Origin of the sequence: Sphingomonas sp., from assembly GCF_035490575.1 — a bacterium.
GTDB lineage: Bacteria > Pseudomonadota > Alphaproteobacteria > Sphingomonadales > Sphingomonadaceae > Sphingomonas.
Window position 1 is genome coordinate 1 of record NZ_DATJLI010000166.1, and the last position, 9057, is coordinate 9057.

The window sequence follows — 9057 nt, forward strand, 5'->3', positions numbered from 1 at the left end:
CCCGATGACGATCCCGCCAATCCAGAAGGGTTCCGCGCCATCGTCGCAATCGCCGACGTGTCCTACTACGTCAGGCCCGGATCGCTGCTGGACAAGGAAGCGCGCAAGCGGGGCAATTCGGTGTATTTCCCCGACCGCGTGGTGCCCATGCTGCCGGAGGTGTTGTCGGCGGATGTGTGTTCGCTGAAGGAAGGCGTCGATCGTGCGGCGCTGATCTGTCACCTTCGCGTCGGCAAGGACGGCGAGCTTCGCGACTGGCGCTTTGCGCGTGCGGTGGTGCGGATCGCGGCCAATATCGCTTATGAAGACGCGCAGGCGGCCGTCGACGCGATGGGGGCGGGGGCGGCGCCGTCGACGGTCGCGCCCGACCTGACGCGCGACGCGCTGCTGCCGCTGTGGGATTGCTGGGCCGCGCTCAAGCGCGCGCGTGACAGCCGCAGCCCGCTGGACCTCGACCTGCCCGAACGGCGCGTGGTGCTGGACGAAAAGGGCCGCATCCTGTCGGTTGCGCCGCGCGAACGGCTGGACGCGCACCGGTTGATCGAGGATTTCATGATCGCCGCCAATGTCGCCGCGGCCAAGGCGCTGGAGCGCAAGAAGGCCCCGGTCATGTATCGCATCCACGAGCCGCCGAGCCGGGAAAAGCTGGTCGCGCTCAAGGATTATCTCAAGACCTTCGACCTCAGCTTCGCGTTGGGACAAGTGGTGAAGCCCGGCACGTTCAATCATATCCTGGGCACGTTGAAGGAGCATGAAGCCCGCGAGGAGATCATGACGCAGGTCCTGCGGACGCAGACCCAGGCCTATTACGGGCCGGAAAATGCCGGGCATTTCGGGCTGGCGCTGGGCAGCTACGCGCATTTCACGTCGCCGATCCGGCGCTATGCCGACCTGATCGTCCACCGTTCGCTGGTGGATGCATACAAGCTGGGCGCGGGGGGCCTGTCGAGCGAGGACGCAGCCAACATGGCGCGTGTGGGCGAGATGATTTCAGGCCTTGAGCGCCGCGCGATGGAGGCGGAGCGCGAAACGGTCGACCGTTATGTTGCCGCCTATCTGGCCGATCATGTGGGTGAGGTGATGGACGCCAAGATTACCGGCGTCGCTGCCTTCGGTTTTTTCGCGACGGTGGAGGGCGTGGGCGGCGACGGGCTGGTCCCCGCCCGCGACCTGGGCCGCGAATATTTCCGCCATGACGAAGCGAGCCAGCGGCTGGTGGGCGAGGATACGGGTGCGTTCTTCGCACTGGGTCAGCGATTGCAGTTGCGGCTGGTGGAGGCGAACCCGGTTTCGGGCGCGCTGCGCTTCGAACTGCCCGACGGCAAGGGTTCGGGCAGCGGTGAGCGCGCGAGCGAACGGCGTGGCCCGCCGCGCGACATCAAGCGCAGGGGTCGACCGGCCAATATCCGGCATCAGGGCAAGCGGCGCTAACGCACGCCGCCGCGCGGTGGATCAGGGGGTGGTGAGGTCCGCCACTACCGCTGCATCGGCGACGATCGGCGCGGGCGCTTCCTCACGGTAGAGATCGGGACGCCAGTTGCGCGTCACCAGCACCTCGGTCCCCATGCGCGCCTGCTCGAACAGCAGGGCGGCGAATTCGTCGGGCACGCCGACGCAGCCATGGGTTGCGGCGTTGAACTCGACCTCGCTGCCATGGATCGCGATCCCGCCCCAGGTCAGGCGCAGCATATAGGGCATGGGCGCGTTATAGAGGTTCGAAATGTGATCGCGGTCCTTTTGCAGGACGCGGAAAATGCCCGTCGGCGTCGGCTTGTGATCGGCGCCATACAGGATGAATGCGCGGCCGATCTCGACGCCGGCGCGATAGACGTGAAGCTTTTCGGTCGCCAGGTCGACGACGATGCGGACCGGCCCGGCCGCGACGCCGCTGTCGTCCCAGGCATATTCACCGTGCGAGAGAGGCGAATCGAGCGCGATCACGCTGTTGACCGCAGGGCCGCGGGCATGGGCGATCGCGGGCGTCGACAGCACCATCAGTGCGATCAGTAATTGCCCCAGCGCCTTAACCATGATCCGCGTCCGCCCGTTTCAATCGTCAAGGCCGGAATATCGGATTTCTGCGGTCGATTGACCAGTGCGTTATTTGGCCCGTCCCGCAACGGAACAAAAATGCGGGCCTTAACGACTTGAAGGTTAACGCTCTTCCAGCCGTGGCATCAGCTCGACAAAGTTGCAGGGGCGGTGGTCGATGTCGAGCTGCTGGGCCAGGATACCGTCCCAGCCATCCTTCACCGCGCCCGTCGATCCGGGCAGCGCAAAGATATAGGTGCCGCGCGAGACCCCGGCGCAGGCGCGCGACTGGATGGTCGACGTGCCGATTTTCTGAAAGCTGATCCAGCGGAACAACTCACCGAAACCGGGGATGTCCTTGTCGACCACGCGCGCCAGCGCCTCGGGCGTCACGTCGCGGCCGGTAACGCCGGTGCCGCCGGTGGTCACGATCACTTCGATGGCGGGGTCGTCGATCCAGCCGTGCAGGCGCGCGACGATCAATTCGGCATCGTCGCGCACGATCGCGCGATCGGCAAGCACATGGCCCGCCGCCGTCAGCCGCTCGACCAGCGTGTCGCCCGATCGGTCTTCCGCCGGTCCGCGGGTGTCCGATACCGTCAGCACCGCGATGTGGACCGGGCGGCGGACCCGCCCGGTATCAGCGGGCGCGGACATTGCCGCGACGGCTGTTGACCGCGGTGGCGCCCTTCATGCCGGGAAAGCGCGGCCACATGCCCTGTGCCAGTGCATCGCGGCTGTTCGACGTCTTGCCCGCCTGCATTTCATACATCCAGTAGTTGCGAAGCACGGTCATGACATAACCGCGCGTCTCCCAATAGGGGATGCTTTCGATATACAGCAGCGGGTCGCCGCCATCCTTTGACGACATGTTCCACGCCTCCACCGGCGACGGCCCGGCATTATAGGCGGCGATCACCTTGGGCAGCAGGCCGCCGGTGGCGGGCATGTCGCGCAGCTTTTCCAGATAGCTCTGCCCAACCTCGATATTGGTCGACGGGCGCGACAGGGCCGAACGGTCGATGACGCTCGCCATCCCCTTGGCACGGGCGATGTCGGTCGCGGCGGCGGGCATGATCTGCATCAGGCCATAGGCACCGGCGGGCGACACCACCGTCGAGCGAAAGCGCGATTCCTGTAGCGTGTGGGCATAGACCAGCGCCTTGTCGACGCGCCAGCCGCCATCGGGGGTCCAGTCGGGCGCAGGATAGCGCGTGGCCATTTGCGGCTTCGCGCCCGGCGGGCAGTTATGCGCCAGCCAGATTTGCGTCGAAGGAAGGTTGAGCGCGCCCGCCAGCCGGGCAAGCGAGGCATAATCGGCGGCGTCGCCGATCTTGGCCTGATGGCGCAGCACCTCGGCGGCCTTGTCCTCCTCGCCGATTTCGACCAGCGCGGCGGCAACGCGGATGTTGGGGCGGCGCTCCAGCGCCTTCCAGTCGGCGCCCGCAGTGGCATCAGGCAGCCGGTCGGTCGCCTCGGCAATGCCCAGCGCCTGACGCGACAGCATCCCGTAAAACGTCTCGTTATACTGCGCCGCGGCCTGCAAGCGGGTCTGGATCAGGTCGGGGCGCGCACACGCCATGTCGGCACGCGCCGCCCAGTAATGACCGGCGGCGCGCAGGTCGACATCGGTTGCCCGCTGGGCAACGGCGGCAAAGGCGATCTGCGCGGCGCGGCAATCGCGCTGGCGCCATGCGGCCAGGCCCTGAACCCAGTCGGCCTGCGGCACCCATTCGCCGGTGCCCGTTTGTGCGGCGGTAGCGACGCGGCGCGCATTGGCATCGTCACCCATCAGATAATAGATCCACGCCACCCTCTGGCGCCATTCGGTCAGCGCTTCGGGCGTCAGGCGACCGGCATATTCGTTGACGAGCGATTCGGCGGCGGGGCCGTCATCGGCCTTGACGAACGGGATTGCGCGCTGGGCCACTTCGGCGGCGGCGGCATCGCTGGCGGTGCCCTTCAGCCGGACACGGTTCGGCGCGCCATCGACCCAGATCAGGCGTTGCGCGGTCGGGAGCGTCGGCAATTCCTCCGCCCCGCGCAGCTTGGCCAGCCGGGCGATCTGCGGCGCCTGCGGCAATTCGGGGGCTTCGGCAAGCAGGCCCATCAGCGGCACCAGTTCGATTTTGGGCGATCCGGCGGCGGTATACAGCTCGGCACGGGCAAGCGCGTGCAGCGGGCCGGGCCGCATCGCATCGAGTTGCAGTTGCGCGGCGCTCCAGTTCTTGTCCCGGATCGCGGCGAAAACGCTGCGATAGGCACTGCGCTGGCCATCGTCCAGTTGCTGCGGGATGCCGCGATTGGCGGCGGCGCTGCGGACCGGCAGCTTGTCGTCGGCGGCGGTTTCGGCGGCAGATGCCAGGCCGGGCAGCGCGGCCAGACCGATCAGCGCGACAGCGCCAAGGCGGATACTCATTACGCTTTTCCCCCAAGCAGCATTTGCAGACAGCGCCATGCATCGCGCTTCACCTGCGGGTGCTTCAGCATGAAGCGCGGATGCGCGATCGCGAGTGCCTGTAATTCTCGACCAGCCTGGTTAATGCCATGTAAACCCAGCGGAACGGGAGCGCCGTCCGCCGCGAGTAGCGCACGGCTCGTCGTATGACCGACCACCAGCACCGTCTTCGCGGGTGCCAGCGACAATAATCGCCGCGCCCGGTCGATCAGCGGGGGCAGCAGATCGTCGGACAAGCTGCCCGCCAATGGCTGCGCCATTGCCAGCCCCGCGATCAGCGTATCGTCGCGGGAGCGCCCGATCGAGGCGAGGATGCGATCGAACATCGCCCCTCCCACACCGCCGATCAGCGAATCGCCATCGGGCTGGTCGGTCAGGACGATCAGGTCGGCGTCACGCGGTCCTTCCGGCGGAACCAACGTCGCGCCGCCCCATTCGCGTTCTGGCGCACCATCGCCCAGCCGCCAGTCCCAGAACGCCGCATAATCGGCGGGAGCATCGCTTGCCCCCGTGTCGCTTGCCCCCGTGTCGCTGACCGGTTCGACGGGCGCCGCTACGGCGGGGCGGGCGGGCCGAGCCTGCCAGTCGCGGGGATCGTCCTCGACAAGCGTGTCGACGCCGGCATCCTGCCACCATTCCAGCGTGCTGGCGGCGAGTTCGTCCCATCGGTGGTATTGATCGGCCCCCATGCCTAGCTAAAGCCATCGACTTGACCTTCGCGTCAATGTCGGTGCAGCGCTGGCCCGACAGGCCGTGGCGCGCACGCGACGATGCGGGGAACCGGCGGCGGACGGAGAGACTGGAAATGAGCGAACGCGAATCGATGCCCTATGACGTGGTGATCGTCGGCGCCGGGCCGGCGGGCCTGTCGGCGGCGATCCGCCTGAAGCAGATGGCGAATGATGCGGGCGCCGAACTGGCCGTTTGCGTGCTGGAAAAAGGATCGGAAGTCGGCGCGCACATCCTGTCGGGCGCGGTGATCGACCCGCGCGCGCTGGACGAATTGCTGCCCGAATGGCGCGAACAGGGCTGTCCGCTGGCACAGACTCCGGTCACCGAAAATCATCACTGGGTTCTGTCGAAAACCGGCAAGCGCGAACTGCCGGAATTCGCGCTGCCGCCGTTCATGCACAATGAGGGATGCTACACCGGGTCGCTGGGCAATCTGTGCCGCTGGCTGGCCGAACAGGCCGAGGGGCTGGGCGTCGAGATCTTCCCCGGCTTCGCCGCTGCCGAAGTGCTGTTCAACGAGGATGGCTCCGTCCGGGGCGTGGCGACCGGTGACATGGGCGTTGCACGCGACGGCACGCGCAAGCCCGACTGGCAGCCGGGACTGGAACTGCACGCGCGCTATACCTTTTTTGCCGAAGGCGTGCGGGGGCATCTGTCCAAGGAACTGATGCGTCTGTTCGACCTGCGCGCCAATTGCGATTCGCAGGTTTACGGGCTGGGCGTCAAGGAATTGTGGGATATCGATCCCGCCAAGCATGTGCCCGGCCGCGTCATCCATACGCAAGGCTGGCCGCTGTCCGAAACCGCCGGGTCGAATGGTGGCGGGTTCATCTATCATCAGGCCAATGGACAGGTGGCGCTGGGCTATGTCACCTGGCTGAACTACCGCAATCCGTATCTGTCGCCATTTCAGGAAATGCAGCGATGGAAGACGCATCCCGAAATCGCCGCGCTGCTGGAAGGCGGAAAGCGCGTTTCATACGGCGCGCGGGCGATCAACGATGGCGGTTTCCAGTCGGTGCCCAAGCTGACTTTCCCTGGCGGCGCGCTGATCGGCTGTTCGGCGGGGTTCCTGAACGTGCCGCGCATCAAGGGCACGCATACCGCGATGAAATCGGGCATGATGGCGGCGGAGGCGGCCTTTGCCGCGGTGCAGGCCGATCGCCGCGCCGACGAACTGACCGACTATGCTGCCGCTTATGAAGCGAGCTGGGTGCATGACGAGCTGCGCCGGGTTCGCAATGTCGTGCCGCTGGTCAAGAAATATGGCGACTTCATCGGATCGGGCCTGTCGGGCGTGACGATGTGGATGGAGCATTGGGGCATGAAGATGCCCTTTACCCTGCATCACAAGCCCGACCACGAAAGCCTGTGGGGCAGGAACGAGGTCCAGCCGATCGACTATCCCAAGCCCGACGGCGTGCTGACGTTCGACCGGTTGTCGTCGGTGTTCATTTCGAACACCAATCACGAGGAGGATCAGCCGGTCCACCTGACGCTGAAAGACCCCGCCGTGCCGGTCGCGCACAACCTGCCCTTGTATGACGAGCCGGCACAGCGTTACTGTCCCGCCGGCGTGTACGAAGTGGTGGGCGAGGAAGAGGGCGATCCGAAGTTCGTCATCAACGCCCAGAACTGCGTCCACTGCAAGACGTGCGACATCAAGGACCCGACCCAGAACATCAACTGGGTCGTGCCGGAGGGTGGCGGAGGACCGAACTATCCGAACATGTGATCGCCTGATCCTGATGACGGTGCTGGCCGGGGCGCTGGTTCCGGCGGCGGCGCGCGCGTCGGACCCGCCACGCGGCGGGGAATTGTCCGCCTATGTCCGCGCCCGCGCCGCCGACGCCGACGGCGCCGCCGATATCGCGGCGCGCGGCTATGCGCTGGCGCTGGCGGCCGATCCGCGTAACGAGGTGATCGCGATCCGCGCCTTTCGCGAGGCGCTGTCGGTGGGTGACATGGCGCTGGCGCGAACGGCGCTGGCGGTCCTTGAGAAATCCGACGTCGCGCCAGCCGATGCGGCCTTGCTGCGCTTTGCCGATCATGTCGCCGCGCGCCGCTGGGACGCCGCGCGGGCCAGCGCCGTTGCGGTCGGGCAGGGGCCGCTGGATTTCGTCGGGCCGGTGCTGAATGCGTGGCTGGCGGTCGAAACGGGTGTCGGCGACCCGTTGGCGATCCTTGGCGACGCAGAGGAAAATGCGATTGCCCGCCGTTATTCGGCGGAGGCGCGGGCGCTGATCCTGATCGCCACCGGTCAGACCGAACCCGCCAAACAGGCATTGCAGTCGATGCTCGTCGCCGATGACGGCGCGCTCGACCTGCGCGTCGCGGCGGCACGGCTGTTCGCGGGGCGCGGCGACCGGCGGACGGCGCGCGCGCTGCTGGCCGGGGACGATCCGGTCGCCGTGGCGCAGCGTGAGGCGATCGGGCGGGGGGAAAAGGCGGATGCCGCGTTCGGCGCGTCGACGCTGTTCGTGCGGCTGGCGGGCGATCTGGCGAGCGCGGACGAACCGTCGCCGCTGGTCGTGCTGTTGTCACGCGCGGCGCTGTTGCTCGATCCGCGCAACGAACGCGCGACCCTGTTGCTGGCCGACGCGCTGTCGCACGACGGCAACGGCGAGCGCGCCATCGCGCTGGTCGAGCGGATCGGGCCGCGCAGTCCGCTGCGCCCGCTGGCTGACCGGTTTCGCATCGACATTCTGGAGCGCACCGGCGAAACCGAAGCGGCGATCGCACTTGCGGAGCAGCGATCGTCGGCGCGGGGTGGCAGCGCCCAGGACGCGCGCGCGCTGGGCGATCTGCTGGTCTCTGCCGAACGGTTTGCCGAGGCGGCCGATGCCTATGCCAAGGCGATGGCGCGTGATCCCGCCGGCGCCGACTGGGTTCTGAACCTGCAACGCGGCGGCGCGCTGGAACAGGCGGGCCGTTTCGACGAAGCGCTGCCGTTCCTGCGCCGCGCGGTCGAACTCGCCCCCGACGAGCCGGTGGCGCTCAATTATCTGGGCTATGCACAGGTCGAGCGCCGATTGAACCTGACCGACGCACAGGCGCTGCTGGAAAAGGCGCGGCGGCTGAAGCCGGGTGATCCCTCGATCACCGATTCGCTCGCTTGGGCCTATGTCCAGCGCGGACAGGCGGCGAAGGCGCTGCCGCTGCTGGAACAGGCGGTTGTCGCCGAACCCGGCGATGTCGAGATCAACGAGCATCTGGGCGATGCCTATTGGGTGACGGGACGGCGATACGAAGCGCGTTATGCGTGGCGCGCGGCGTCGGTTCATGCCGATGAGGCCGACAAGGCGCGGCTGGCGACCAAGCTGGAGCGCGGCATCGACCTTGCCCGTTGAGATGATCGAGGAATCCGCCCCCGCCAAGCTGAACCTGGCGCTGCACGTCCGCGCGCGGCGGGAGGACGGCTATCACGAGCTTGAGACGCTGTTCGCATTCGTCGCCGATGGCGACACGATCCGGCTGAACCCCGACGGGCCGGCGGGGCTGACCATCACCGGGCCGTTCGCGCAAGGGCTGGCCGGAGAGGGCGACAATCTGGTGTTGCGGGCCGAGCGCCTGTTTGCCGAACGGGTCAGCCCCATGCCCCTCGCCGCGATCGAACTGGTCAAGCGGCTGCCGGTGGCGTCGGGGATTGGCGGCGGGTCTGCCGACGCGGCGGCGACGTTGCGGGCGCTGGCGCGCACGCACGGCGTGGCGCTGGACGATGCGCGGCTTTTCGATTGCGCGGCGGCGCTGGGGTCCGATGTGCCCGCCTGCCTGCTGGGCCGTGCGGCGATCGGGCGCGGGCGTGGCGAGCGGCTGGAGCCGCTGCCCGGCTTGCC

At 67.5% G+C, this 9057-nt stretch carries 8 protein-coding genes; 4 read left to right on the forward strand and 4 right to left on the reverse strand.

Annotated elements, in window-relative coordinates; translation table 11 throughout:
• The coding region (locus tag VL973_RS12560; protein WP_325284368.1) for a ribonuclease R family protein at nt 1–1431 on the forward strand (1431 nt) is incomplete at its 5' end.
• Between the two features lie 21 nt (nt 1432–1452).
• Here the strand turns inward: VL973_RS12560 and VL973_RS12565 are convergent.
• From VL973_RS12565 to VL973_RS12580, 4 genes are all read right to left on the reverse strand, one after another.
• A complete protein-coding gene (locus VL973_RS12565) occupies nt 1453–2031 on the reverse strand; it encodes a L,D-transpeptidase family protein (protein WP_325284369.1) in 579 nt (192 codons plus the stop codon).
• A gap of 123 nt (nt 2032–2154) precedes the next feature.
• A complete protein-coding gene (gene moaB, locus VL973_RS12570) occupies nt 2155–2688 on the reverse strand; it encodes a molybdenum cofactor biosynthesis protein B (RefSeq protein ID WP_325284370.1) in 534 nt (177 codons plus the stop codon).
• Nucleotides 2672–4450: a lytic transglycosylase domain-containing protein gene (locus VL973_RS12575; RefSeq protein ID WP_325284371.1), complete on the reverse strand. Its 1779-nt coding sequence runs from the start codon at nt 4448–4450 to the stop codon at nt 2672–2674. The genes moaB and VL973_RS12575 overlap by 17 nt, the downstream gene beginning before the upstream one ends.
• Complete coding sequence (locus VL973_RS12580; RefSeq protein ID WP_325284372.1) at nt 4450–5178, reverse strand: uracil-DNA glycosylase family protein; 729 nt, start codon at nt 5176–5178, stop codon at nt 4450–4452. The genes VL973_RS12575 and VL973_RS12580 overlap by 1 nt, the downstream gene beginning before the upstream one ends.
• A gap of 116 nt (nt 5179–5294) precedes the next feature.
• Between VL973_RS12580 and VL973_RS12585 the strand changes: the two genes are divergently transcribed.
• The 3 genes from VL973_RS12585 to VL973_RS12595 form a co-directional block, all read left to right on the forward strand.
• Nucleotides 5295–6956 carry an electron transfer flavoprotein-ubiquinone oxidoreductase gene (locus VL973_RS12585; RefSeq protein ID WP_325284373.1) on the forward strand — a complete coding sequence of 554 codons (1662 nt, stop codon included), beginning with the start codon at nt 5295–5297 and terminating at the stop codon, nt 6954–6956.
• 13 nt (nt 6957–6969) lie between these two features.
• Complete coding sequence (locus VL973_RS12590; RefSeq protein ID WP_325284374.1) at nt 6970–8571, forward strand: tetratricopeptide repeat protein; 1602 nt, start codon at nt 6970–6972, stop codon at nt 8569–8571.
• 1 nt (nt 8572) lies between these two features.
• The coding region (locus tag VL973_RS12595; protein ID WP_325284375.1) for a 4-(cytidine 5'-diphospho)-2-C-methyl-D-erythritol kinase at nt 8573–9057 on the forward strand (485 nt) is incomplete at its 3' end.